24 protein-coding genes are annotated in these 23,201 nt (G+C 30.3%); 8 read left to right on the forward strand and 16 right to left on the reverse strand.

The window, feature by feature from the left end; all coding sequences use genetic code 11:
• Window positions 1-108: 108 nt before the first annotated feature.
• A complete protein-coding gene (locus EYW44_RS07620) occupies window positions 109-2,688 on the forward strand; it encodes a DUF6923 family protein (protein WP_132723070.1) in 2,580 nt (859 codons plus the stop codon).
• A 398-nt stretch (window positions 2,689-3,086) separates the two neighbouring features.
• Here the strand turns inward: EYW44_RS07620 and EYW44_RS07625 are convergent, their stop codons facing one another.
• Window positions 3,087-3,974, reverse strand: coding sequence for a 3-hydroxybutyryl-CoA dehydrogenase (locus tag EYW44_RS07625; RefSeq protein WP_132723071.1), 888 nt, complete (start codon window positions 3,972-3,974; stop codon window positions 3,087-3,089).
• A gap of 25 nt (window positions 3,975-3,999) precedes the next feature.
• Window positions 4,000-4,965 (reverse strand): Gfo/Idh/MocA family protein, encoded by a 966-nt coding sequence (locus tag EYW44_RS07630; protein WP_132723072.1) that lies wholly within the window; start codon window positions 4,963-4,965, stop codon window positions 4,000-4,002.
• A 118-nt stretch (window positions 4,966-5,083) separates the two neighbouring features.
• On the opposite strand from EYW44_RS07630, the gene EYW44_RS07635 reads away from it, so the two are divergent.
• Window positions 5,084-5,725 (forward strand): protein-L-isoaspartate(D-aspartate) O-methyltransferase, encoded by a 642-nt coding sequence (locus tag EYW44_RS07635; protein ID WP_132723073.1) that lies wholly within the window; start codon window positions 5,084-5,086, stop codon window positions 5,723-5,725.
• Between the two features lie 2 nt (window positions 5,726-5,727).
• Here EYW44_RS07635 and EYW44_RS07640 read toward each other — a convergent pair whose 3' ends face one another.
• The 9 genes from EYW44_RS07640 to EYW44_RS07675 form a co-directional block, all read right to left on the reverse strand.
• Complete coding sequence (locus tag EYW44_RS07640) at window positions 5,728-6,297, reverse strand: hypothetical protein (protein WP_132723074.1); 570 nt, start codon at window positions 6,295-6,297, stop codon at window positions 5,728-5,730.
• The gene (locus tag EYW44_RS22150; protein ID WP_165872180.1) at window positions 6,281-6,439 is read right to left on the reverse strand and encodes a hypothetical protein; all 159 of its coding nucleotides are present in this window, start codon (window positions 6,437-6,439) and stop codon (window positions 6,281-6,283) included. The genes EYW44_RS07640 and EYW44_RS22150 overlap by 17 nt, the downstream gene beginning before the upstream one ends.
• Before the next feature lie 25 nt (window positions 6,440-6,464).
• The gene (locus EYW44_RS07645) at window positions 6,465-7,319 is read right to left on the reverse strand and encodes a substrate-binding domain-containing protein (protein WP_132723075.1); all 855 of its coding nucleotides are present in this window, start codon (window positions 7,317-7,319) and stop codon (window positions 6,465-6,467) included.
• Window positions 7,320-8,189 carry a nucleoside phosphorylase gene (locus tag EYW44_RS07650; RefSeq protein ID WP_132723076.1) on the reverse strand — a complete coding sequence of 290 codons (870 nt, stop codon included), beginning with the start codon at window positions 8,187-8,189 and terminating at the stop codon, window positions 7,320-7,322.
• Window positions 8,190-9,128 (reverse strand): DUF1835 domain-containing protein, encoded by a 939-nt coding sequence (locus tag EYW44_RS07655; protein ID WP_132723077.1) that lies wholly within the window; start codon window positions 9,126-9,128, stop codon window positions 8,190-8,192.
• Window positions 9,129-9,294: 166 nt separating this feature from the next.
• Window positions 9,295-9,618, reverse strand: coding sequence for a translation initiation factor (locus EYW44_RS07660; RefSeq protein WP_132723078.1), 324 nt, complete (start codon window positions 9,616-9,618; stop codon window positions 9,295-9,297).
• 13 nt (window positions 9,619-9,631) lie between these two features.
• Window positions 9,632-10,579 carry an isopenicillin N synthase family dioxygenase gene (locus EYW44_RS07665; RefSeq protein WP_132723079.1) on the reverse strand — a complete coding sequence of 316 codons (948 nt, stop codon included), beginning with the start codon at window positions 10,577-10,579 and terminating at the stop codon, window positions 9,632-9,634.
• A gap of 43 nt (window positions 10,580-10,622) precedes the next feature.
• A complete protein-coding gene (locus tag EYW44_RS07670; protein ID WP_207893759.1) occupies window positions 10,623-11,351 on the reverse strand; it encodes a DUF6048 family protein in 729 nt (242 codons plus the stop codon).
• Window positions 11,326-11,811 carry a DUF6452 family protein gene (locus tag EYW44_RS07675; RefSeq protein ID WP_132723081.1) on the reverse strand — a complete coding sequence of 162 codons (486 nt, stop codon included), beginning with the start codon at window positions 11,809-11,811 and terminating at the stop codon, window positions 11,326-11,328. The genes EYW44_RS07670 and EYW44_RS07675 overlap by 26 nt, the downstream gene beginning before the upstream one ends.
• Window positions 11,812-11,951: 140 nt before the next feature.
• On the opposite strand from EYW44_RS07675, the gene EYW44_RS07680 reads away from it, so the two are divergent.
• Both EYW44_RS07680 and EYW44_RS07685 read left to right on the forward strand, forming a co-directional pair.
• The gene (locus tag EYW44_RS07680; RefSeq protein ID WP_132723082.1) at window positions 11,952-12,647 is read left to right on the forward strand and encodes a hypothetical protein; all 696 of its coding nucleotides are present in this window, start codon (window positions 11,952-11,954) and stop codon (window positions 12,645-12,647) included.
• 8 nt (window positions 12,648-12,655) lie between these two features.
• Entirely contained in the window at window positions 12,656-13,399 is a 744-nt protein-coding gene (locus tag EYW44_RS07685; protein ID WP_132723083.1) for a hypothetical protein, read from the forward strand.
• Between the two features lie 270 nt (window positions 13,400-13,669).
• Here the strand turns inward: EYW44_RS07685 and rlmD are convergent, their stop codons facing one another.
• From rlmD to EYW44_RS07705, 4 genes are all read right to left on the reverse strand, one after another.
• Window positions 13,670-15,124 (reverse strand): 23S rRNA (uracil(1939)-C(5))-methyltransferase RlmD, encoded by a 1,455-nt coding sequence (gene rlmD, locus EYW44_RS07690; RefSeq protein WP_132723084.1) that lies wholly within the window; start codon window positions 15,122-15,124, stop codon window positions 13,670-13,672.
• 147 nt (window positions 15,125-15,271) lie between these two features.
• Complete coding sequence (locus EYW44_RS07695) at window positions 15,272-15,775, reverse strand: hypothetical protein (protein WP_132723085.1); 504 nt, start codon at window positions 15,773-15,775, stop codon at window positions 15,272-15,274.
• Window positions 15,776-15,879: 104 nt separating this feature from the next.
• Window positions 15,880-16,233: a hypothetical protein gene (locus EYW44_RS07700; protein WP_132723086.1), complete on the reverse strand. Its 354-nt coding sequence runs from the start codon at window positions 16,231-16,233 to the stop codon at window positions 15,880-15,882.
• Window positions 16,234-16,287: 54 nt separating this feature from the next.
• Window positions 16,288-17,445, reverse strand: a complete 1,158-nt coding sequence (locus EYW44_RS07705) for a mechanosensitive ion channel (RefSeq protein ID WP_132723087.1) — start codon at window positions 17,443-17,445, stop codon at window positions 16,288-16,290.
• A gap of 239 nt (window positions 17,446-17,684) precedes the next feature.
• Between EYW44_RS07705 and rocD the strand changes: the two genes are divergently transcribed.
• The 4 genes from rocD to EYW44_RS07725 all read left to right on the forward strand — a co-directional run bounded on the left by rocD (window position 17,685) and on the right by EYW44_RS07725 (window position 19,907).
• A complete protein-coding gene (rocD, locus tag EYW44_RS07710) occupies window positions 17,685-18,965 on the forward strand; it encodes an ornithine--oxo-acid transaminase (RefSeq protein ID WP_132723088.1) in 1,281 nt (426 codons plus the stop codon).
• A gap of 11 nt (window positions 18,966-18,976) precedes the next feature.
• Window positions 18,977-19,258 carry a hypothetical protein gene (locus tag EYW44_RS07715; protein WP_132723089.1) on the forward strand — a complete coding sequence of 94 codons (282 nt, stop codon included), beginning with the start codon at window positions 18,977-18,979 and terminating at the stop codon, window positions 19,256-19,258.
• A 139-nt stretch (window positions 19,259-19,397) separates the two neighbouring features.
• Window positions 19,398-19,586 (forward strand): hypothetical protein, encoded by a 189-nt coding sequence (locus EYW44_RS07720; RefSeq protein ID WP_132723090.1) that lies wholly within the window; start codon window positions 19,398-19,400, stop codon window positions 19,584-19,586.
• A gap of 123 nt (window positions 19,587-19,709) precedes the next feature.
• A complete protein-coding gene (locus EYW44_RS07725; RefSeq protein WP_132723091.1) occupies window positions 19,710-19,907 on the forward strand; it encodes a hypothetical protein in 198 nt (65 codons plus the stop codon).
• 64 nt (window positions 19,908-19,971) lie between these two features.
• Here EYW44_RS07725 and EYW44_RS07730 read toward each other — a convergent pair whose 3' ends face one another.
• A complete protein-coding gene (locus tag EYW44_RS07730; RefSeq protein ID WP_132723092.1) occupies window positions 19,972-22,944 on the reverse strand; it encodes an AAA domain-containing protein in 2,973 nt (990 codons plus the stop codon).
• Window positions 22,945-23,201 lie beyond the last annotated feature (257 nt).

The following is a 23,201-nucleotide window of genomic DNA, read 5'->3' on the forward strand; positions in this document are numbered from 1 at the left end:
CTTATATTTTACCGTTTTGCAAGATATAACGGGCTTTTTCCTGTGTAATTAACTGATAAAGAGGTTTATATTTGTAGCTGTTAATGTTGAACCCCAAAATCAATTATTATGAAACATATCTACACTGGTATAAAAAAATCTTTTTTAACATTTGTTTTATTAATTATCACAGCAAGCGTTTTTGCACAAGAACCTTTCAATTGTCAAACAAAAGCATATTTATTCCAAAGGAATGATGTATATGCTCAAAACTTAGCATCAGGTAGTGCAAGTTTAGACGGAATAGACTTAGATCCAGCAAACATCAATGGTGTTGGATATAATAACAAAGACGGTTATATCTGGGGATCGTTAAAATCACCTTCTAATACAATCATAAGAGTTGGTAACAATTATGAAGTTACAACTTACACTATAGCAAATGCACCTTTTTCATATGTAGGAGATGTCGATCCAAACGGTATCTATCATTTAAAAAATGGTAGTTCATCATTTTATATGATAGATTTAGATCCAGACTCACCTAATTACTTAACAAATATAGGATCAAGAACACTTTCACAAGCAATAACTAACCATGACTGGGCATTTAATGCTGCAGATGGAATGTTATACACCGTTGAAAAGCATTCTAACGTTCTTTTTAGAATAGATTCAAGTACAGGAAATGTAACGGCTTTGGGAGAGGTTCCTATTTTAGCAGGATTATCTTATACTTATGGAGCAGTTTATTTTGATGTAGATGGTAACTTTTACATTTCAGCAAATCAAACAGGAACAGTATATATAGTATACGGAGTTCAAAATATTACACCTGGAGGAAGCATGACTTCTAACTTATTTGCATATGGACCATCAAGTAGTAGTAATGATGGAGCAAGATGTCCTACAGCTCCAGTACCACAAGAAGACTGTACAAATGGTGTAGATGATGATGGAGATGGATTAGTTGATTGTGATGATCCTTCATGTTCAGGGGTTGCTGCTTGTCCAACATTAAGATCAACTTCTAGTGGTAATGACGGAGGTTTAGAAAGTAACAATAGATTATCTCAACAAATCAGCAAAAGAAACATTAACAGAATACGTACAAACCACAAGTTTGATAAAGCTTTAGCGAAGAGAGTACCAACCGATAGAATGTTCCAGCAAAAATCATTCGGAAACATTACATTATGGGATTTTATTCCAGTAGATATTTTAAATGCTGAAGTAATTGAAAGTACTCCAGAAGATTTAAAAGATATTACAAACGCAGTAGATGTAGTTTCGGTAGATTATTTACAGAATGGAGATAATAGAGGTACTTTATTAGCATTAAAAACTGAAGGAAAAGTATATGAACATACAAAACATATTTGTGATCGTTTTTCAGGAGCAGAAATCTTATCAGTATCTGATGTAGAAATCAATGACGCTTTCTTTATCAAGTCAGTAGTAAAACATCCTGATGGAGCATTAGAGTTTGTATTAAGTTTTTCTGTTAGACCTACAGATGACGATAGTTCATTCATAGTAGAATCTCACTGGAATTTAGATAAATATTCAGAAGGAACTTTTTATAACTTCCAAATCTGGGCTAGCTCAATAGATGATTTATATTCAATAGGAAAAGAAGTATTAGGCTTAGCAGCAGTACAAAAAGAAATTACTGAATACAAGAATTCTGAGGCACCTGCTATATATGTAAAGAAAGCTAGTTACAACGATGGTAAAATGAACTTAACAATTGTAAATTCATCAAAGCCTACAAGTGTTTTCTTAGAAGGTTATATGAGACCAACAGAAACAAGTGAAAGTGAAAAAATAACATACGATATTGATATCCCTAACTACCTAAACGAGGTAACTGTTGAGACTGGTAAATTATACGACTTCGGTTTCAGAATAAATAACAGCATTAACACTACACCAGACGATTTATTTATCTCGGATGGTACTTGGGGAGTTGACTATAGTTCAGAGCCATATGTAAATAATTTTGAAGTAACTCAAAACGATATTTCATCAACAGAAGATATGTATGCTGTAGAACGTAACATCTCTTTCTCAACAGATAACAATCAAGATGTTTCAATTTACAGATCATTAACACCTAAGTTTGAAAAAGTAGATTTATCTGACTACAGTTCATTTGCTTTCAATGCTAAAGGAACAGGTCAATTAAAAGTAACATTAGTTAAAGAGAGTATCTCTTCTTGGGAAAACCAACCTACAGCTACGATTACTTTATCTGAAACAGGGAAAGCATATACTATTAGCAAAGATGATTTCACTAATGGTTCGTCAACTGAAATAGAGTTAAACGATGTGAAAATGTTATTCTTTACGGCTTTAACGTCAGCAGACAAGAGTAGTACTAATAATAAAATAGAAATTGATGGAGTGTCTTTTATGAAAGGAGCTACAGCAGGTGTTGAAGATGAAACTCAAAACGAGAGTGGAGTAACAATTGTTCCTAATCCAATTCAAAGAAAAGCTACTTTTAATTTCGAATCTAAGTTTACGCAAGAGGTTGATTTTGAAGTGTACGATTTATTATCAAACACAGTATATAGCCAAAAGATTAATGCCAGTCAAGGTAAGAATACTATCAACTTCGATAGAGGAACTTTATCATCAGGAATTTACTTCTACAGAATAGGAAATAAAGAAGATGAGTTTAAAGGTAAGTTCATTATCAGATAATATAGTATAGATAAATGTAAAAATAGTTTTTTTAGATTCAACGAGAAATATATACCGTTTATCGAATATAAATATCAAGTTATCTAAAAAAACTATTCTTAATTGTTAATATATGATAATTTTATAACGGATATTACGTTTATTAGTAGTTAACAAGTAATATTCTTAAACGTAGCCAGAGTAAATTTAATATTAAGCAATCTAAAATTATAATTAAGAATCAAAAAAAAATCCTATTTAAAAATAGGTAAATGTCGTTCCTTTTCACAAAAGAGGAAATTACCCCGAATCTTATCAAAGCCCTTTATTACTTAAAAAACAGTAATAAAACAAATTATAATCCCTAGAGAGAGTAAAAAAGGAACTTTTTTAAAAGTTCCTTTTTGTTTTTATGAAGTTTAGCTAAACATTTTAGCTACTTTTTCAGCTTTTCTACTTTCAGCATAATCGTAGAAACCTTCACCAGATTTTACGCCTAATTTACCAGCAGTAACCATGTTTACTAGTAAAGGACATGGTGCGTATTTAGGGTTTTTAAATCCTTCATACATTACATTTAAAATAGATAAACATACATCTAATCCAATAAAATCAGCTAGCTGTAAAGGTCCCATTGGATGAGCCATACCTAATTTCATTACAGTATCTATTTCTTTAACACCAGCAACACCATTGTATAAAGTTTCAATAGATTCGTTTATCATAGGCATTAAAATTCTATTAGCAACAAATCCAGGATAGTCATTAACTTCTACAGGAACTTTATTGATTTTCTCAGTTAAAGAAACAATAGCGTTATTTACTTCATCAGAAGTGTTGTAACCACGAATGATTTCAACGAGTTTCATAATCGGTACAGGATTCATGAAGTGCATACCAATTACTTTATCAGGTCTAGATGTTACTGCTGCTATTTGAGTAATTGAAATAGAAGAAGTGTTCGTTGCAAGAACAGTATTTTCGTTACAAACTTCATCTAATTCTTTAAAAATTTTAAGTTTTAAGTCAATATTCTCAGTTGCAGCTTCTACCACTAGTTCTGATTGTTGAACTCCTTCTTTAATAGACGTAAAAGAAGTAATATTAGCTAGCGTATTTTCTTTGTCCTGAGTAGTTATTTTTTCTTTAGCTACCATTCTATCTAAATTTTTAGAAATAGTTGCTAAACCTCTATCAATAGCTTCTTGAGAAATATCAATTAGTTGAACATTGTAACCAAATTGTGCAAAAGTATGGGCAATACCATTTCCCATAGTACCAGCACCAATTACTGCAATATTTTTCATGTAAAAAGTAAGTTTATAGTTATGTTTATTTAGAAAAACAATCAATTATTTGATGAGCAACGCGTAAAGCCTCAGTTCCTTGTGTTAAAGAAACAACTGGAGTTATGTTGTTGTGAATTGCATCTGCAAAAGAATCTAATTCATCTAAAATTGCATTGTTTTGGTGTATTTTTGGATTTTCAAAGTAGATTTGCTTTTTAATACCTTCTGCATTTTGCAAAATCATCGCAAAATCATCTGGTATTTCTGGAGCATCTTTCATTTTTACTACTTCTGATTTTTTCTCTAGAAAATCAACAGAAATATAGGCATCTTTCTGAAAAAAACGTGTTTTACGCATATTTTTCATTGAAATTCTACTAGACGTTAAATTGGCAACACATCCGTTTTCAAACTCTATTCGTGCATTAGCAATATCTGGAGTTTCAGAGATTACAGATACACCACTTGCTGAAATATTTTTAACTTTTGATTTTACAACAGATAAAATAATATCAATATCGTGAATCATTAAGTCTAACACTACTGGTACATCTGTTCCTCTAGGGTTAAATTCAGCTAAACGATGCGTTTCTATAAACATTGGTGTATCAATAATATCTTTAACAGCAATAAAAGCAGGATTGAAACGTTCTACATGACCAACCTGACCTCTCACATGGTTTTGACTGGCTAATGTTTTAATAGCTTCAGCCTCTTGTATTGTATTTGTAATTGGCTTTTCTATAAAGATATGCTTCCCTTTTTCTATAGCTTGTTTAGCACAGTCAAAGTGAGATAGGGTAGGAGTAACTATGTCTACTACATCTACAGCATCTATTAAACTCTCTATAGAGTCAAATAAATGGTACCCGAATTCTAAAGAAACTTTTTCGGAATTTTCCTTATTAGGATCATAAAATCCTACCAATTCATATTTTTCAGATTCTTGTAATAAACGAAGGTGAATTTTTCCTAAGTGCCCAGCACCCAATACTCCAGCTTTTAGCATAAATGTAAGTTATATTTGATTGCCTATTTTTATATAGTACTTGTTAACAAAGATACACTTTTATAGATTTTTTTATTATATTAATTACTACTTTTATCATCTTCAAAAAATCAAATTAGTGAGAGATACTACCAAACATCAAGGACTTAGAAACCAACTGGCTACTGTTTTAATGAGTAAAGGAATTGTAGACGAAAAAGTGCTAAACGCAGTAAGGAAAATTCCGAGACACCTTTTTATTGACAGTAGTTTTGAAGATCATGCATATCAAAATAAAGCATTTCCAATAGCGGCTAACCAAACAATTTCTCATCCGTATACAGTTGCTTTTCAATCGCAAGTGCTTGAAATTGTTGAAGGTGAAAAAGTGTTAGAAATTGGCACAGGTTCTGGGTATCAAACAGCAGTGTTGTTAGAGTTAAAAGCTGAGGTTTTTACCATAGAAAGACAACATGAATTGTTTAAGAAAACTTCTTTGTTTTTACCTAGAATAGGCTATAGACCTAAACGTTTTATTTTTGGTGACGGTTATAAAGGACTACCTGAAGAAGCTCCTTTTGATAAAATAATTGTTACTGCTGGTGCTCCTTTCATTCCTAAGGCACTATTAGGGCAAATTAAAGTAGGAGGAAAATTATTGATTCCTGTTGGAGACAAATCACAAGTTATGACTTTATTAATTCGTAAGTCATTGAAAGAGTTCGAAAAACACGAACTGGGTGATTTTAAATTTGTGCCAATGCTTCAAAAGAAGAATTAAAACTAAGGGTTTATACGTTTATTGATTTCTTTACAGAGTCGAATTTTATCTTTTTTTGATAAAAGCATGTTTAAAGTAGTAGGGTGAATCCTTCCGTTTTTTAGTTTAATAATTAAACCAACATCATTAAAAAATAGTTTCTTAGTGGTGACAGATTTTATTGTGCTAATTTCTAAGGATTCATTTCTTCTACTAAGGTGTCTTCTAACTTCAAAGATTGAGAGTTTTCTTTTAGATAGCGAGCAAGCTTCTATTTTGTTGTTTTTTAAATAATTGTATGATACGAAGCCAAAAAAGAATGTTGGAATTAAAAATAGACTATAAAAAAATAAATAAAAAAGTAAAGAATTAGGTTTGTCAAACCCTCTGTATGTTCCTTCAATAAAAAATATAGATAAGCATAAGAAAAATAGAAATAGAATACCAAAAAGTACTCCCATAGAGATTCTAGTTGCTTTATTTTGGTAAAAAACAATATCTTCTTTCATAGCATCATAAAAAAATCCGCCTAAATTAAAAAGCGGATTTATTGAATTTGAATAAAAAAACAACCAACTATTCAGCTGTTGCATCAGCAACAACCAATTCTTGTTGGTGTAATTGTTGAGTTTGCTTAGTTTCTTTGTTTGCTAAACCACAAGGAGCTGTGCTTCCGCAAGAAGTTAATCCTAAGAAACCAACTGTACAAATTGCAATAAATACTACTTTTTTCATGTTCTTTTTAATTTAGATGCTAAATTTACAAAATTTTAATTAATTTACTAGAATCAATCTTCTGATTAATAACGTTAAGTTCTACCATTTTATTTTGTATGTCTGTCAATAAATTCTCAGTCATAGGTTTACCGTCATTCCATTCTGTAATTGATAACCATTCTTTAATATCTTCTAGTTGTTGCTCGTATCTAATAGACAATGTTTTGTCAATATCATCAATTGCTTTAAAGTCTTCAGTACAATTATTAATAATGCTTAAAACTTTTTGAACTTCTTCTGGATGTTTCTCTAAAACTTCATCTCTAATAGCTACTACAAAACAAGGCCAAGGAGTAGGGCAGTCACCTAATCTTCTAAATGTTCCATTATCTACTAAAGGTTTTGTTGTAAAATGTTCCCACATAAAATAATCGGCGTCTCCGTTTGTTAACGCGTCAATTCCTCCTTGAAGATTTTTAACAACTTTAAATTTTAATTTGTCTATATCCCAACCATTATTGTATGCGTTTACGATAGCCATTAGGTGAGATCCAGATCCGTATCTACTAATAGCAACAGTTGCATTTTCTAAATCGTCAATACTTTTAAAGTTAGATTTAGCTCCAACATGTATTCCCCAAATTAAAGGGCTTTTTACAAAAGTTTGAATAATTTTAGAAGGATTTCCATTAATGATATCTTTAATAATTCCTTCAGTTAATACAATTGCAATATCAATTTCACCTTCACGTAAGGCTTTACACATAGCGCCAGTTCCGCCAGGGAAATCTTGCCATCTTAAATTGATATTCTCTTTGGTGTATTCTTTATTTTTTAACGTAATGTACCAAGGATAATTAAAATGTTCTGGTACACCACCTACTTTCAAATTCAACATTTATTCCACTAATTTATGTAAAGTATAGGTGATTAAGTTTTCAGTTGTTTCTTTTGGTTTTTCGCTAAAAGTACCATTGGCTCTGTTTGCAATAATAGCGTTCATAGAACACGCATTGTGTCCTAAAAGTTTTGCCAAACCATATATTGCAGAGGTTTCCATTTCTAAATTCGTAATTCTAGTATTCTTAAAAGAAAAGCTATCTATTTTAGCATTCATATCAGCATCTTGCAAAGGAAGTCTTAATACACGCCCTTGCGGTGCGTAAAAACCTCCAGCAGTAGCTGTCATTCCTTTGTATACAATATCAGATGATAATTTGTGTTCTAATTCACTTGAATTAGCTATAACTATTGGATATGACTTTTTTTCAGACCAATTAGTATGTGCTACAAAAGCATCTTCAATTTCAGGGTTACAAATATCTTGAATTTGATATGAATGTAACATACCATTTAAATCAAGAGCATGTGAGCTTAGTAAAAAACTGTCTACTGGAATGTCACTTTGTAAAGATCCAGAAGTACCAATTCTAGTAATATTAAGTTTGGTATGTGTGTCTTTTACTTTTCTTGTTTTTAAATCAATATTAACTAACGCATCCAATTCATTTAATACAATGTCTATATTATCTGGACCAATTCCCGTTGACATTACAGTAATACGTTTGTTTTTGTAAAAACCAGTAGTGGTTTTAAATTCTCTTTTTTGAGTTGTAAACTCTATAGAGTCAAAATGTTTAGTTATTTTATCTACACGATATTGGTCACCAACAAAAATGATATCAGTGGCTATGTGTTCAGGTTTTAAATTTAAATGATATACACTACCATCTTCATTTAAAATAAGTTCAGAGTTTTTAATCGTCATTTAAGATGTTAATTTCAGTAACTTGTCGTTTGTATTTACATACAAGTAGCTATATTTTTTAGCTCCGCCAAGATACGAAAAATCAGAACGAATTTCTCTGTAATAATTAAATTGCTTTTCTAAAACTTGTTTTCCTTTCTTACTTAGTTTTGTTGGAGAGAATGATGTGAATAATTTTTTAAGTTCATTTAACTTATTCGCATATTGCACATCTCCAAAACCGTATACAGTTTGATTGTTAAGTAATTCTCTAATTAATTCATTTTTAGAGTCAAATGTTTTTGAGGCTACAGTTTCAATAATTTCATTTTCAACGGCATTTAAACCATTTTCTATTGAAGGAAATCTTAATAAATGTGCTTTAATTGCATCTGGAAGGTAAATGAAAGGAGAAGAAGGATTGAATTTATGAACAGTTTCTAAGCGTAAAGGACTGTCTGAACAGTATAATTGCCAAATATAATCAGCATATTCAATGTCATCTTTAGTTAATGTTGCTCTGTTACTGTATAAATTTTTAAGACCTTTTGAAGATAGTTCTGAGAAACCGACTAATTTTTCACTTTCATCTGTTTTTCCACTTTGGACTAATGTGATTTTTCGTCCTTTTCTGTAGCGTTTTAACCAACTAACTACAGCAATTAGATTTACTTGACAAAATAAATCGTAATCAAACCATAGTACAATTTCGTCTTGATTTTGTTTACATAAGTTTCTGTACTCCTTTAAGGTAAGATCAATAAAAGTTTTTTTAGTTACCTTATAAGATGTATTTAAAAAGTCAAAACGAGTTTTCCAGAAGTCTTCACTTCCAACATCCGTTGTGGTTTTACCTTCACAAAGCATTTCTCGCCAAGTGATAATTTCACCTTTAATTTTTTGACTCTTTAAAAGTTGAGTAGTCGAATCTCCGTTAGTTATATGCAAAATAGAACTCATCGAAAGGGGCTTAAAAAATTTTTACCAATATTAATAAAAAAAAACAATACTTTGTGAAATATGTTGTTAATGTATCTTATTTTTAAGTATTGTTTGGTTTTATTAATGTTTATTGGTTTTATTTTTATTTTTTTAACAGTAAAATAGTTAAATTATTAATATTAAATTAACCTCCAACTCTTTTTACTTTAAAACCTTTGTCTTTAAGTATTTGCATTATTTGATCTCGATAGTCTCCTTGAATGATAATTTTTTCATCTTTAAAACTACCGCCTACAGATAATGAAGTTTTAATTTCTTTTGCTAATTTTTTAAAATCGCTACTAGCCCCATTATAGCCATCAATAATAGTGATAGGCTTTCCTTTTCGCTTTTCGTATTTACATAAAAGAGGCTCATCTTGTAACCAGATATCTGGTTTCTCCTCTTTTTTTGGTTCTTCGAATTTATGTTCAGGAAAAAGATTTTTTAATTGGTCTTGTAAATCCATTAGCTTTTTAGTTTTATTTAATTAAACCTAATTCACGTAAACGTTCAGTTAAAAATTCACCTGCAGTAATATCATCAAATTGTTTAGGATTTTCACTATCAATACAATTCTCTAAAACATCTAATTTCATTTCAGAAACAGGGTGCATAAAGAAAGGGATAGAATATCTTGAAGTACCCCACAACTCTTTTGGTGGATTTACAACTCTATGAATGGTAGATTTTAATTTGTTATTACTATGTCTAGATAACATATCACCAACATTAATCATCAATTCATCTGGTTCCGCAATTGCGTCAATCCACTCGCCATCATGATTTTGAACCTGAAGTCCTTTACCATGCGCTCCCATTAATAACGTAATTAAATTAATGTCTCCATGCGCAGCCGCTCTGACAGCTCCCTTAGGTTCTTCTTTAATTGGAGGATAGTGTATTGGTCTTAAAATACTATTCCCATTATGTATATATTTATCAAAATACTCTTCATCTAAGTCTAAGTATAATGCTAATGATCTAAGTACATATTTAGCTGTTTTTTCTAACATTTGATATGTTTGCTTACCAACTTCATTAAATTTTGGTAATTCTTCAACAATTACATTGTCAGGGTATTCATCAGCTAATTTTGGGTTGTCATCTACATATTGACCAAAATGCCAAAATTCTTTTAAATCACCTTCTTTCTTTCCTTTTGCACTTTCTTTTCCAAAAGAAACATAACCACGTTGACCTCCAATACCAGGAATCTCATATTGCTGTTTTGTTTCTACAGGTAATTCGAAAAAGTTTTTAATTTCAGCATATAAGTTATCTACTAACTCATTATCTAAAAAGTGACCTTTTAAAGCAACAAAACCAATAGTTTCATATGCATGACCTATTTCATTAATAAATTTTTGCTTTCGTTCTTTACTATCTGATAAAAAGTCTCTTAAATCTACACTAGGTATTTTGTTCATTACTGTTGTTGTTTTCTAATAATATAAAGTTACTAAAAAAGTATTATTTTTTTGTAAACGGAATTAAATATGAAATGGTATAATTAAAACCAAATCCAGTACTGCTGGTATTTACAGTATTAAATCCAGGAGCATATAGGGTTTGAAACCCTTCTTGGTCATCAATACTCAGTGCAATTTTGAAAGCACCATGAAAACCAATGAATAAATTTTTAAAAGTCTCTGCTTTTATTCCTAATTGAAATTCTACCCAATGTGCATTTAAACCACTTTGAGAAATTGGAGTTGTAATTGGATCTCTAGGAAATTGAATGTCAGTATTTGTATCACCAGTTGTAACATTAGGTGTATAACTGTTTAATGTATGTTCAAAAATGGCTAAACCGTATCTTCCACCTACATATATTTCGTTATTCATATCTAACCAATTGTTGTAAGTGTTGTAGTTAGCACCGAGTCTAATATAATTACCTTTAGCTGTTGAAGTAGTAAAATCTTCAAAAGTAATTTCTTCTTCTCTTCCTATTTCTCCTGCAAGATACCAGCGTCTTGAGATTCTATAATCTCCAACCAATTCAAAGCCGGTGTAACTTTTATCAATAAAACCAAGTGCAGGTTTGCTAATATCAAGTCCTACACGAATTCCATATCCAGTTTTATATACAATTGTGTCTTTTTTAGTTTCTTTCTTTTTTGAAATGATTCCTTGAGAGTAAGAGTTGAAAAAACTCAAGAATATACTCAGCTTAATGAAAAATGTTAACGTGCGCATTTTCTTGTGTTTTAATAGATTCTAATTCTTCTGTAGATAACTCATCAATCCAACCAGAACTTGTAAAATTTACATTGTTAAAAATAACTCTAAATCCGCAAGATCTAGATACATAGTCATCTTCTGGTTCATAAGTAATGGTTAATGTAGCTTCTTCATTAGCAGCTTCATTACCATCTTCAGATTCATTTTTAATTAGAGTGTATACCGTTTCCATAGCATTGGTATTTAATGGTATGGCAATACTATCTGTTGAAGTAACATTAATTAAGGTATCATTCTCATTTCTTAAGATCACAGAAAGTCTTGTAACATTTTTCAATTCATCTTTATCGTCATTATCATAAAAACGTAAAACCAAATTAGGTGTAACAGGGTTAAGTGTGCAAAAATCATCTTTTTCGCAACTACTTTGTCCAATAGAAAGTAGGACTAAAAATGCTATAAAACTTTTTTTCATTCTTTGGTATATATAAGAATAGGCTTCAAAAGTACTAATTATTGCTAATATTTAAAGGTTAAAATATACCTAATAGTAGTGATGCATTGACGTGTGTTGAATTTATTTCTTTACCAAAGAGAAATATAAAAACTTTTAAAATGAAAAAAACGATACTTTTTTTAACAATGTTACTAAGCATGTTTACAGTTTACAGTACTACTTCTAATGCTAGTTTAGATATTCTTTTAGGAAAGAAAAAAGTAGAATTAGGGGTTTCTGAAAGTGATGCCGAAATTTTTATCAACGGAAAAATGGTAGGTAAGGGAAGCACTTTGGTAACTGTACCTAAGGGAGATTGTGTAACTGTGGTAGTAAAAAAAATAGCTTACCTAACAGAGCGCATTGAGTTTTGTAATAAAAAAGATATGACAAAACCACCAAAATCACATTATGTAGAAATGAAACGAGATGATTCTTATGATGCCTCTGTGCAAACTGATATTGCAAATGTTGATATAGAGCTTAAATGTGAAAAGTTGACAAAAGATAAAGCATGGAAGTTGATTAATCAGATTGTATTGACTTACATAGATGTAATTGAAATGACAGACAAAGAAACCGGATATTTAAGAACAGCTTGGTCGTTAAAATCATTTAGCCAAAATACTGTAAGAACTAGAATTATAGTAAAAGAATCATCATCAGAACCATTAGTGTTTAAAGTAAAATTGATAAGTGAATCTTCAGGTTTACCATTAACAAGTGTAAAAAGTGATGAGTTGTATAAAGAATGGGATAGGGTGTTACGTTCATATTCTGATGTGATTGGTGAATTTCAGGCAAGAATTAAATAAGTTAAATTATGGATTACAATTTTTTTAAAACTAAAATAAAGAGCTTAAATAGAATTTTATTAGTGCTATTTAGTGTATTTGTATTGTTTGGATGTACAGATACAGAAGGGGATGAAGGAGAAGGAGGTAATATGGAGTATATAGCAGGTGAATTTTCTGGAGTATTGGTTGGATCTACTGGTAGTTATACTTTAAAATTAGAAGAAGATAATGTAATTGCGGTCGTTTTTTTCAACGGAAATATATATACATTAACATCTAATGAAAGTTTAGCACCTAATGGATCCATAACATTAACAGAAGGAACCATATCAATAAAAATAACAGATAATGGTGATTTGTTTCCTGAGCTAACGTTTACTATTCCTGGACATAATGTTCAATATACTATAGTAACAAATGTTATTTCAAATCCTAATAGGAATTATGTAGGTACTTCCATTAATACTAGTGAAGGAAGGATCATTCGTAAATCGACATTTAACTTAACGATCTATGGTAGTAATTGGAAGGGAATTGAAAAAGTAATTTTAAATACAGAAGACCCTGAAGAAGTAAATGAAATTATTAGAGCGGAAGGTAAAATTACTGAAGATGCTGATTCTGTTAGCTTTTTTTGGAATAACGATGAGCTCATTTTTACATTGAATAAAATTGGAGACAGGTTAGTTTATACTGAAGAAATTATAGAACAAGTTGGAGGAGTTCCAGAAGTAGTGGCAACTTTTGAAATAGAATTAACAAAAAAATAGTGTTTTAAATTGTAGAATTAATTTTTGTTGTTAAACAGGCTATCTTTAAAGGTAGCCTGTTTTTTATAGGTAATAAAAACACCTATGGGTAGGTATGTTTTAGTGTGTTGCTTATCAATAATATTGAGCTAATCCAAAAACATAAATTATGAAAAAAAATTACTTTTTATTTTCAAAAAACAAGCGTATTTCTCAACATCATAGTTAAAGAAATACGCTTGTTTGAATTAAATCAGTTAATAAAATATTCCGCGCTGTAAGCTAAAATTATTAGTTTTTCTCAAAAAGAACTACAGTCTCAATATGAGATGTATGAGGAAACTGATCAACTAAACTAATTTTTTTAATAGCATAGCCAGCTTCTTTTAATTGTTCTGTATCTCTAGCTTGTGTAGCTGGATTACAAGAAACATATACCATTCTTTCAGCATTCAAATGGATAATTTTCTTTAGTGTTTTAGGAGCAATACCAGCACGCGCAGGATCTAAAATTAGTGTTCTTATTTTACCTTTGTATTGAGGGTGTTCAGTTAAAAATTTTCCAACATCAGCAGCATAAAATTCTACCCCTTCAATATTGTTTCTTTTAGCATTTTTTCGAGCATCTACAATTGCAGATTCAACAATATCTACTCCAACAATTTTAGTGTTTGAGCTTTTAGAAGCTAAAATTTGTCCAATAGTTCCGGTACCACAGAATAAATCCATTACTACAGTATTATCAATAGCATCTTTATTTTCTAAAGCATATTCTATAACCTTGCTGTATAATTTTTCTGCGGATTTTGGGTTGGTTTGAAAAAAGCTTTTCATACTAATTTCAAAGTTTAAACCTAATAACTCTTCTACAATTTTGTCTTTACCATAAACCAAATCAATACTACCAGTTGTGGCTATGGTTCTATCACCAGTTTCGTCGTTGATGGTGTGTAACAAACCAGCAACACGATCACCAAATAAAGAGACTAAAAAGTTTGCAAAATCATTCAAACTAAAGGTGTCTAAATTATCGGAAGTAGTAACCAAGTTGAATAACAGTTCATTGGTTTTATATGACTTACGGATTACTAAATACCTGAAAAAACCAACTTTTTTTGGTCCATGCCAAGGTGGAAGTCCAGTTTTTTCACAATACTCACGAATATCAATTAATCTATCTTCTAATTCGGCGTCAAATAATCCACTATCCTTATCAAGGTTTTCACCCATCCACCAAACACCACGTCTTTTAAAACCAAAAGTGAATTCATCTACATCTGAATTTTTTTCTTTGCTATATCCAATAGCAGAAAAACTATATTCCATTTTGTTTCTGTAATGAAATACATTAGGAGAGGTTACAAACTCATCAAATTTATCTTCTATGTCTTCTACTTTACCTATTCGTTGAAAAAGAGACATGGTACTTTGGTATTTGTATTCATGTTGTTTTTCAATAGGTAGCTTTATGTATGGAGCTCCAGGTATTTCTTGATATGGAACAACAACTTCATCTTCAGAAGATTGTAAAACATCAATAAGTTTACATTCAGCGTATTTTTTTTGCGATTTAGCAACTCTTGCTTTTACCAACTGACCAGGTAATGTATTCGGAACAAAAACAACAAACTCACCATGTTCATTTCTAATTCTACCAATTCCTTTACCTCCAAAGGCATAATCTTCAATTAGAATTTCAATAATTTCTCCTCTTTTTACAAATTTGTTTCGTTCTCTACGTGGCATTTCTTTGAAATTTATTCGGTTGCAAAATTAGAAAAACTTATGTTTAGAGTACTCTTTTACTTTACAAAAATTATTTGCCCGTAAAAACAGCTAAAATATATGTGCTTCTTGTTTTAAATGTGTGTTGTTGAATTTAATTATTAAGAGTTAAATTTTAGGGAAATCATATAGAGATTTCATTTTCTTTTTTGTCTTTTTTACTATAAAAAGTCCAATAGTAAATGTAGTTAAGGTAGATAAAACTATAAATAAAATAGGGATCACGTAAATTAATCCTAATAGAAAAAATGTATTTCCAGATACCACTAAAAATATAAATATAGATAACCATACGATTAAGTTAGTACCAAAAGAAAATTCAGTAGATATTCTTATAATGGTTTTACCTTTTAGTAAACTTCGAACATTTCTTTTACCTAAATACCATAAAGCAATTGGAAAAACTGTTGTTAAAACAGGGGTTAGTATTGTAAAAAGAAAAAAAGAAAGAACACCAATTCCTACAAGTCCTACTAAATCAACGCTAAATAATAAAATTAGAAAAATAAAAGTTAAAGGAATCATAGAAAAAAAACTAAAAAGGAGTCCGTAAAACAGCGCAATTTTTGCACCCTGCTTTTCTTTATTTTTAGTAACTATTGTATCTATCATAGCAAAAGGTGTTTTCTTCAAAAGTAACAAATTCTAAAAATCAATGTTTCGTAAAATAAAAAAGACACCTCAATAAGGTGTCTTTTAAAATTTTCTATTTAAACTTAATCTCTAGGTACAGACGTTGTTGTAATTGTGTTATCAGGATTTACAATAATAGTGTAATCTTCACAAAAATCCACAGTAACTTTTTGTTCTAGTTCAGTGCCATCTTTTACCACTATAGTATAAGTGATTTCTCCAGGTGCATAACTGGTCGCTGATGACGAATTACCTGAATCTATGTTGTTAATATTTTCGGTGTTTCCTCCAGAAGTTTTTATTTGTACACTAACTTCGCTTGTACCTAAATTGGTAATCTTAGCAGTAGGGTTTTCATTATCACATTCAGAACAACTTTGAAAAAAGGTTAAAAATGAAATCAAAAGTACGCTAAATGTTTTTTTAATTAAATTCATGTATTGGGGTTTTAAATATTTGTTTATTATGTGTTTAAGTTATGAATATAAAAACTATTTCTTATTAAACTTGTCTAAGATTTTTTCCATTTGTTTGCCAGCAGCTTCACGACCGCCTAAACCAAAAGATAAAACAATGGTTAAAGCAACGGCACCAAGAGTAATACCAAAAGCTAAATTGATAATATCATCAGCAATTCCCATTCTACGTAAACCAATGGCTAAAAAGATAGCTAAAATGGCTACTTTAATAATGTTTCCAATAAAAGGATTGTTATCAGATTGTAAAAAGTTTTTAGAAGCAATATTGGCAATCCAATTACCAACAGCTAAAATTAATAGTCCGAATAAAATATTACCACCCAATTCAACAATGGTATTCATTATTTCAGAAAGACGTGTAAACTCAAGTTTATCAACGGCAGTCATTAGACCAAATAACACAATAAAAGCATATACAATGTTTGAAATTAGTTTTTCAACATTCGTATTTCCTGTTAACGAAGTTAATCCTGCTTTTTCCATTACCTGATTTACGTTTAAACTATCTAATAAATCACGAATTAATTCGCTTAAAAAGCGACCACCTATCACAAAAACAATCATAATAATGGTAGCGACTAATATTTTAGGAATAGCTTCAAAAAAGCTTTGTAACATATTGCTAGCAGGCTCAGAAATAGCCTCAAAATTTAAAATATTTAAAGCAACAATTAATAGAGGAATAAAAATGAAGATAAACACAATCTTTTTTAAAATGTCTACTAAGTTAATATTTTCAGGTAAGCGTAATTTAGGAGTGAATTTTTTAATGGTTTCACCAGAAAGCTCAACAAGTTCAGATACAATAGTAGCTAGCATGTAACCAATATACCCAACTAAAGAAGCTCCAATAATGTTAGGAATAAAGTTTGTAAAACCTTTTAAAAGATCTTTTACAGGCTCTAAAACACTTGTCATGCCTAATTTTTCTAAAGCAAGCATAAACACAAAGATCATTACCAAATAGTATACGAGTTTACTAATTAATGCGCCGATATTTACTTTGTCGTTATTTAGTTTTTGATCTATTTGTGATTTAAAGAAAACTTTACGAATTAATTTTCTAATCAAACCAGCAATAAACCATCCAAGAATAATAATAAGTAAAGCGCTGATAGGTGCTCCAAAAGATCCAGTGATCTCATTGAAGGTTTTTAAGATGTTTTCCATTTTTTAAAGTTGATTTTTTGTTAATATACTTTTTTAGACCTTTTAATAAGATAAAAGTCACTTAATAGGAGATAGTTAATGCAATAATTTTTAAGTTAAATTGCCTTTTAAAGATACTTAATATTTATTATTTTGCACATCTCTTAGGGATGATTTCTTTCCCACGCTGAATTTTCGATTCTTCGAAAGGATAAAGGTAGATAAGGAATGGTTATTTTATAAATTAAAAATATTAGAAAATGGCTGTTTTAGAACAACTAACTTCACAACAAGCAATTGATTTAGAAAACAAGTACGGAGCACATAATTACCATCCGCTTCCAGTAGTTTTAAGTAAAGGAGAAGGTGTGTATGTATGGGATGTAGAAGGAAAAAAGTATTATGATTTTCTTTCGGCATATTCTGCAGTAAACCAAGGGCATTGTCATCCAAAAATTGTAGATGCAATGGTAAATCAAACTAAAAAATTAACGTTAACATCTCGTGCTTTTTATAACGATATGTTAGGGCAATATGAAAAGTTTGCTACTGAGTACTTTGGTTTTGATAAATTATTACCAATGAATACTGGTGCTGAAGCTGTTGAAACTGCATTGAAAATTTGTAGAAAATGGGCTTATGAGGTGAAGGGAATTGAAGAAAATGAAGCTCAAATCATTGTTTGTAAAAATAATTTCCACGGAAGAACAACAACTATTATTTCATTTTCAAATGATCCAGTAGCTCGTAAAAACTTTGGACCATTTACAAATGGATTTATTAAAATTGAATACGATAATTTAAAAGCTTTAGAAGAGGCTTTAGAGAATAATAAGAATGTAGCAGGTTTTATGGCTGAGCCTATTCAAGGTGAAGCAGGAGTATATGTTCCTTCTGAAGGTTATTTAGCAGCGGCAAAAGCATTGTGTGAAAAGTACAATGTGTTATTTATTGCAGATGAGGTACAAACAGGTATTGCGCGTACTGGTAGGTTATTAGCTACTTGTGGTAACTGTTCTTGTGAAGATAAAAACTGTTCAAAAACTCCAGATGTTAAGCCAGATATTTTAATTTTAGGTAAAGCATTAAGTGGAGGAGCTTATCCTGTATCTGCAGTTTTAGCAAATGATCCTATCATGAATGTGATAAAGCCAGGAAACCATGGTTCTACTTTTGGAGGGAATCCTGTAGCTGCTGCAGTAGCTATTGCTGCTTTAGAAGTAGTAAGAGATGAAAAGTTAGCAGAGAATGCTTACAAATTAGGAGAAATTTTTAGATCTGAATTATCTGAGTTTGCTAAAGAGAATGATTTAGTAACTTTAGTTAGAGGAAAAGGATTGTTAAATGCAATTGTAATTAACGATACAGAAGAAAGTGATACTGCTTGGAATATTTGTATGAAATTACGTGATAATGGTTTGTTGGCAAAGCCAACCCACGGAAATATCATTCGTTTCGCTCCACCTTTAGTAATGAATGAAGAGCAGTTAAGAGACTGTATTTCTATTATTAAAAAGACGATTTCTGAGTTTAAGAAGTAAAAAGAGAAGTTTTGAAATTTAGAGTCTTGTTTTTTACAGTATTGTATTTCTTAAGCTGTAAAAAAGAAATAAAATCAAATGGAGAAACTACTTTTTGGAAGTATTGCGGAGGTGAATATTACGATGATGTTATAGTATTGAATAATGATAAATGGAGCTATAGAAACGATACTATTTTTTGTAAAGGAACCCCATTAGCAACTTTTGAATTAAACCATAGAGTAGATAATAGCTATCAATTAGTATTGTCTGATTTAAAAACAAACAATGATAGTTTTTACTGTAAAAAATAATATTGTTACAACTTTTAATGAAAACTAACAATATTGTTATATAAAATTAAAGCGATTCTTTAAATAGAGTCGCTTTTTTTATGCGTATCTAATTTCATTTTTCTTAACTTTAAGTAATTAACCTTTAAATTTAAAAAAGATGAAAAAAAACATTTCAAAGCTAGGAACCATTATTTCTAAAAGCAAACAAAAACAAATTAACGGAGGAGTAAGAGGTATTGTACCTTGTAATAATATTACAGATTGCTTCTTTTTAGGTAATGGCTATATAGGTGATTACTTTTGTTTAGATATAGGAAGAGGGTGCAAAGAATGTGTACTTTTATAGAGAGTAGAAATTAGTTTGTAAAGTACTAGTAGAACTTGTAAATAGTTGTTTATGAGTGTGTAAAGATTGTTTATTGCTGATTTTTAGTTAAATTGTAAGAATTAACCTTATAAATTTAAAATTATGAAATCTAGTTTAGCAAAATTCAAAGCTTACCAACTAAGTAAAAAACAATCAAAACAAATTACAGGACAAAATTGTTACAGAACATGCCATAAAGGATGTTTTGAAGATTATGATGAGAGTACTCCTGAAGGTAGAGATACATTTAATCAGTGTACAGATACTTGCTGGGATGCTTGTGGAATGGTATTAATATAAGCTGACTAATTCAGAAAAAAGAAAAGAGGTTTTTTATAAAAAACCTCTTTTCTTTTTTTACTATTTACGTGGTCATTTCATGCACGTTTAAATGTTTCTTTAAAATACCAGAAGGTGTATTTTTAGTTTCGTCAAAAATACGAGTATCACCAAACAGAATAAAGCTATCTTTAGCTCTAGATACAGCAACATTTAGCATGTTAGGCTTGTTGTCTTTTTCAAAAAACAAAGTACCTTCATCAGCATTAGTATAAACAGAACTAAATAAAATAATACTACGTTCAGCACCTTGTAAAGCGTGTACTGTTCCTAGTTTAATATCATTTACTTTATAACCAGCGTCAATCAAAGCTTTTGAAAGTTCTCCTTTCTGACTAGCAAATGGTGTAATAATTCCTAAAACACTTTCAATTTTTTCAACATTATAAGCTTTCTGAATTTTTTCTTTGTTTTGTTGAAGCCAAGTAATGATAGCATTTACTTCTTTTAAGTTTTGACGACTGTTATATTTTCGTTCGCTAAAACCATCAATATGATATGCCATCATAGAAGGGAAAGCCTGATCTTCTTTGGCTTTTCCTTTCATCGGTTTTAAAATTCCTCCATAAGCCAATTCATTACAGAAATCAATAATTTCATCATTACAACGTCTGTGTTCCAATAAAATCAATCCTTGTTCTTTAGTATCGGCAATAGGTGTTTCATATTCACAAGCGTTTTGAGCCATTTTCATAATGGTACCGCTAGAGGCTAAAAATCCCATTTTTTCCAACTCAGTATTATCATTTTCGCTGTTTAAAATATTTAAACTAACTAAGTTTCCTTTGTCTATTTTTGGAGGAATAGACCAAATAGGTTCAATTTGTTTTAAATCGCCTACTACACATGCTTTTTTAGCTAGAGAAAATACAGGAATACTTACTTCAGGCGTTACCTGTCCAGCTTCATCAATAATTAATAAATCTAAAAAGTTATATAACGGTAAATAATCAAAAACAGGTTTACCATATTCGTTTTCTCCTAAAAACTGACTGTATAAAAAGTGACTAGGAGCCATATAAAATGTTGCTACAAAACAAGGAGTCAGCATGGCTCTTCGTTTCCATTTTAATTTTACAGGATATTCTCCAGTACCTTTCTCTGTATCGTTCTCAAGCATGTCTATGGTTTCAATCAGCCAACGTGCTTCCCAATAATGCGTAGCTAGTAAAAAAGCTCTATGACGTAAAGTTAAATCCAGTTCGTCATAAAAATAACGGTGAGGATTTCCTTCTGAACTGGCTTTAGAAAGTTCTGCTTCCCAAATTTCATCTTCAGATATAATAGGAAAACCAGTAATGTTATTTTGCATTCTCCAATTTTTGAGCTTTAAATTTGCTTGTAAAGCTATGTTTAAATTGGAAAGAATTTCTTTTACCAGTCCCGCTAATTTCTGATTGTTCGTTAGAATGGTTTCTTCTACTTTGAAAACATAAGTATCACTAACTTCAGTTGATGAATTGGATTTAAAAAACTGCTTTGCTTTTTCAGAAAATTCAGGCTTTTTTGATATGTTTTTTAAATCAGTAACAATGTTTCGCCATTCAGTTAATTTAGCAATATTTAAATCGCCAATTTCAATTTGATCATCAGTATTTAAAAGAACATTGTTGATGTAAGTAATAGCGTTAATGTAGTTGCTAGAAAACTCTACACTATCAATTAATAGATCCTCAATAGCGATAATTTCATCCTGTAAATGGTTGCAAGCTTCTTCTAAAGAATTACTCTCAACATTAAAGTAATTACAGTATTGAGTTAAAAAATAGTATTCAGCATCGTATACATAATCTTCATTTTCTAAATCGCATAAAGTACCTTTATGACCAAATAAATTCCCTTTTAAAAAGTTGATACTTCCTAAGTATTTCTCACTCTTTGAGTTTGATGGTAAATAGGTAGCATATCCTTTAAAATTAGGAATCCAACGCTCAGCAAGTTCTCCCATAGAGCTTTGAGAGTTGATAAAACTGTCAATAATATTGGTTACTGCTTGATTGTTGTTTGAACAAGCTAAAACAATAGGAGGCTCTTCTCCTATAATTGCAGCTTTTACTACTTCAGTGGCAACCAAACTTTGTAATAATGTTGTTTTACCAGTACCAGGAGGCCCGTTAACAGCTGTAACTGAATTTTCTTCTGAATTTAAATAAGATAATAACGATTTACGCTGACTTACCGATAAAGGAAATTGATTGGACATTTGCCCCAAATGAAAGTGATTGTAATTTAGAAAATCACGATCAGTAATCGCATCAATTTTTTCGGTAACAACAGGTGAAATTATTTTAGATAAAACAGGTAACTCTTCCTCGTTTTGAAGTAAGTTTTCATATAAAAATAAAATACTCTTAGCGGTAGATATTTTAGAACTTACAGCAAAATAAGTCAGTTTATGTTCTGTTTTGTACTTGTCTACTTTGTAACTAGGTATATTTTTATAGGTAATACTATTGAAAATTTCATTGATATAATCCCAGTATTCATCCCAAGGCACAGGTTCATCTTCAAGATCAGGCTGTGGAGGTTCAATTTCTTGAGCATCTATAATAGTGTCAATAGACGAAAAGATAAAATCATTTTTAGTATCGGCAACAGGTGTCAGATAATTTCTAACAATTAAAGGGAATAGTTCTTTTGGAGCGGATAAATGTCCAGATCTATTGACAGTTGCAGTAAGCCAAAAAGGATAAATAGTACGATCTTTAAATTTAGGATTATCGGTTTGATATTTTAAATGGAAAGGAGATATTAGTATTTTAGTTTCTTCAACTTCTCTCCATTTAGCAGTATCTTTTTTAGAAATTCCAAGAAGTCTATTAATTCTTCGTTCTTCAGCATCTAACAATTCATTAGCATGATCTTTACTAATAATAGCATTTGTTAAATCAGTATTATTTTGATGATATAGATTTTTGATTTTAGCAATGTCAATAGCCAGATTTTCACTATCGTACAAGCTGTTTTTATAATAGACTAACCAATTTTTCTCGTTCATTTAGTACCCTCTTATTGTCGTATTTATAAATTAATAACTTTTGTAAAAGGTGACGAAATTAGTGTAATTAGCAATAGAAAATTCGTTTACTATATTGTTTTTATTAACAAAAAAAGCGAATTTAAAATCAATTAAATTCGCTTGTTATTTTTAGATATTAGAGTCGTTTATTGTTTTCTTCAAGTTTACAATGATTTCTATATTTTAGCATTATGAGTTGTGTTTTCTTACTCATACCGACACTAGTTATGGAAACT

Origin of the sequence: Tenacibaculum sp. M341 (assembly GCF_004337695.1) — a bacterium.
GTDB lineage: Bacteria > Bacteroidota > Bacteroidia > Flavobacteriales > Flavobacteriaceae > Polaribacter.

Excerpts from the sequence above, each read along its gene's own strand:
- EYW44_RS07730 (WP_132723092.1), bottom strand. The coding sequence starts at position 22,944 with ATGAACGAGAAAAATTGGTTAGTCTATTATAAAAACAGCTTGTACGAT.
- EYW44_RS07650 (WP_132723076.1), bottom strand. The coding sequence starts at position 8,189 with ATGACGATTAAAAACTCTGAACTTATTTTAAATGAAGATGGTAGTGTA.
- EYW44_RS07700 (WP_132723086.1), bottom strand. The coding sequence starts at position 16,233 with ATGAATTTAATTAAAAAAACATTTAGCGTACTTTTGATTTCATTTTTA.
- EYW44_RS07685 (WP_132723083.1), top strand. The coding sequence starts at position 12,656 with ATGGATTACAATTTTTTTAAAACTAAAATAAAGAGCTTAAATAGAATT.
- EYW44_RS07695 (WP_132723085.1), bottom strand. The coding sequence starts at position 15,775 with ATGATAGATACAATAGTTACTAAAAATAAAGAAAAGCAGGGTGCAAAA.
- EYW44_RS07675 (WP_132723081.1), bottom strand. The coding sequence starts at position 11,811 with ATGAAAAAAAGTTTTATAGCATTTTTAGTCCTACTTTCTATTGGACAA.
- EYW44_RS07720 (WP_132723090.1), top strand. The coding sequence starts at position 19,398 with ATGAAAAAAAACATTTCAAAGCTAGGAACCATTATTTCTAAAAGCAAA.
- EYW44_RS07620 (WP_132723070.1), top strand. The coding sequence starts at position 109 with ATGAAACATATCTACACTGGTATAAAAAAATCTTTTTTAACATTTGTT.
- rocD (WP_132723088.1), top strand. The coding sequence starts at position 17,685 with ATGGCTGTTTTAGAACAACTAACTTCACAACAAGCAATTGATTTAGAA.
- EYW44_RS07665 (WP_132723079.1), bottom strand. The coding sequence starts at position 10,579 with ATGAACAAAATACCTAGTGTAGATTTAAGAGACTTTTTATCAGATAGT.
- EYW44_RS07655 (WP_132723077.1), bottom strand. The coding sequence starts at position 9,128 with ATGAGTTCTATTTTGCATATAACTAACGGAGATTCGACTACTCAACTT.
- EYW44_RS07625 (WP_132723071.1), bottom strand. The coding sequence starts at position 3,974 with ATGAAAAATATTGCAGTAATTGGTGCTGGTACTATGGGAAATGGTATT.
- EYW44_RS07630 (WP_132723072.1), bottom strand. The coding sequence starts at position 4,965 with ATGCTAAAAGCTGGAGTATTGGGTGCTGGGCACTTAGGAAAAATTCAC.
- EYW44_RS22150 (WP_165872180.1), bottom strand. The coding sequence starts at position 6,439 with ATGAAAAAAGTAGTATTTATTGCAATTTGTACAGTTGGTTTCTTAGGA.
- EYW44_RS07725 (WP_132723091.1), top strand. The coding sequence starts at position 19,710 with ATGAAATCTAGTTTAGCAAAATTCAAAGCTTACCAACTAAGTAAAAAA.
- EYW44_RS07660 (WP_132723078.1), bottom strand. The coding sequence starts at position 9,618 with ATGGATTTACAAGACCAATTAAAAAATCTTTTTCCTGAACATAAATTC.
- EYW44_RS07645 (WP_132723075.1), bottom strand. The coding sequence starts at position 7,319 with ATGTTGAATTTGAAAGTAGGTGGTGTACCAGAACATTTTAATTATCCT.
- EYW44_RS07705 (WP_132723087.1), bottom strand. The coding sequence starts at position 17,445 with ATGGAAAACATCTTAAAAACCTTCAATGAGATCACTGGATCTTTTGGA.
- rlmD (WP_132723084.1), bottom strand. The coding sequence starts at position 15,124 with ATGCCACGTAGAGAACGAAACAAATTTGTAAAAAGAGGAGAAATTATT.
- EYW44_RS07640 (WP_132723074.1), bottom strand. The coding sequence starts at position 6,297 with ATGCAACAGCTGAATAGTTGGTTGTTTTTTTATTCAAATTCAATAAAT.
- EYW44_RS07680 (WP_132723082.1), top strand. The coding sequence starts at position 11,952 with ATGAAAAAAACGATACTTTTTTTAACAATGTTACTAAGCATGTTTACA.
- EYW44_RS07670 (WP_207893759.1), bottom strand. The coding sequence starts at position 11,351 with ATGCGCACGTTAACATTTTTCATTAAGCTGAGTATATTCTTGAGTTTT.